At 47.8% G+C, this 1,729-nt stretch carries 1 protein-coding gene and 2 pseudogenes; all 3 read left to right on the top strand.

Going from position 1 to position 1,729, the window contains the following annotated elements; all coding sequences use genetic code 11:
• Window positions 1-326: pseudogene (locus DWX68_RS14450) on the top strand (hypothetical protein); the annotation flags it as partial.
• Window positions 327-343: 17 nt separating this feature from the next.
• The gene (locus tag DWX68_RS14445) at window positions 344-778 is read left to right on the top strand and encodes a PrgI family protein (protein WP_002578953.1); all 435 of its coding nucleotides are present in this window, start codon (window positions 344-346) and stop codon (window positions 776-778) included.
• Window positions 738-1,679, top strand: a pseudogene (locus DWX68_RS14440) (conjugal transfer protein TraE); the annotation flags it as partial. The gene DWX68_RS14445 and the pseudogene DWX68_RS14440, both read left to right, overlap by 41 nt.
• Between the last annotated feature and the right edge of the window lie 50 nt (window positions 1,680-1,729).

Raw genomic sequence — 1,729 nt, 5'->3', positions numbered from 1 at the left:
TCTCGGAAACCTGCCATAGCAATATGGCAAGGCGTCGGGTTCTTACCCTACTGATGGTCAGCCTTGCCCCGATTCCGCTCTCCACTTTTGGAAACAGAGAGCAGAGCAATATCGGACAGAATTATCTGCGTTCGCTGTTTGCAATCGGATTCCAGGGATTCCTGATTATGATCTGCGTAGGCATTTATGCGGTGCTGATTCAGTCTATCGCATTCAGCGATGACATCATCGGTTCTATCTGGGGTGTTATGGGCTACACCGTCCTTTTGTGCTTCACCCTGTTTAAGACCGGTTCGCTTGCGAAGGGTGTATTCAGCGCTCACTAAGGGAAGGAGGAAATTGTTTGGCAGCGTATATTCCCGTACCTCGTGACCTGACGAGGGTAAAAACAAAAGTGTTCTTCAATCTGACAAAACGGCAGTTACTTTGCTTTGGTGCGGCGGCGCTCATCGGAGTGCCGATTTTCTTTCTGGTCAAAGCAACCGGAAATGTGAGCCTTGCAGCACTGTCCATGATGATCGTCATGTTGCCGTTGTTTTTTCTGGCAATGTATGAAAAGGATGGACAGCCGTTGGAAGTGGTTGTAGAACACTTTATTCAGACTAAATTCGTTCGTCCCAAGGTTCGCCCTTATCAGACGGACAACTATTATGACGCTTTGATGCGTCAGTACAAACTGGAAAAGGAGGTTGAACGAATTGTTTTTCAAAAAGAAGCCACAGGCAAGAAACATCAAAATGCCTGCAAATCTGAATCGGAAGCAGCAGCGAGAAATTAAAGCTGTTGTGGAACGGGCAAAGAAAGACAATGGTATCCCACAGACTGCACAGCAGTCCATTCCCTTTCAGAGAATGTTCCCGGATGGCATCTGCCGTGTCACTGACAGCTACTACACCAAGACGATTCAGTTTCAGGACATCAACTATCAGCTGGCACAGCAGGAAGATAAGACTGCCATCTTCGATGAGTGGTGCAGTTTCCTGAATTTCTTTGACAGTTCCATTCATTTTGAGCTTTCCTTTATGAACCTGAGTACCGATGCTGAGAGCTTTGAAAAGAGTATCCGCATCCCGTTCAAGAAGGACAGCTTCAATCCTGTCCGTGCCGAGTATAGCCAGATGCTGAAAAAGCAGTTGGCGCAGGGCAACAATGGCTTGACCAAAACCAAGTACCTGACATTCGGCATTGAAGCCGAATCCATGAGGCAGGCAAAGCCGAGACTCAACCATATCGAAAACGATCTGCTCAATAACTTTCGTCGTTTGGGTGTCATTGCAACCACCATGAACGGCAAAGAGCGGCTGCATCTGATGCACTCCATGTTCCACATGGGTGATAATGATAAGTTTTTCTTCGATTGGAAGTATCTTGTGGAATCCGGGCTGTCTGTAAAGGACTTCATTGCTCCGACGGCATTTGCCTTTAAGACCAACCGCACCTTCCAGATGGGCAGCATCTTCGGTTCGATGTCCTATCTGGCAATTACGGCATCAGACCTGTCTGACCGTATGCTGGCAGATTTTCTGGATATGGAATCCACGCAGATCGTGACCATGCACATCCAGTCGGTTGACCAGACTGCGGCGATTAAGACCATCAAGAGAACCATCACCGAGCTTGACCGTTCCAAAATCGAGGAACAGAAAAAAGCGGTGCGTTCCGGCTATGACATGGACATTAGTGCGACTCGTTCCTGAACAAAGCCTTCGTGGTTGAAGGACAAAATCAG

The organism is Clostridium sp. AF20-7, from assembly GCF_003479275.1.
Lineage (GTDB): Bacteria > Bacillota > Clostridia > Lachnospirales > Lachnospiraceae > Otoolea > Otoolea fessa.
Note: the sequence above shows the minus strand (reverse complement) of the source record. Positions and strands in the feature narration are given on the sequence as shown.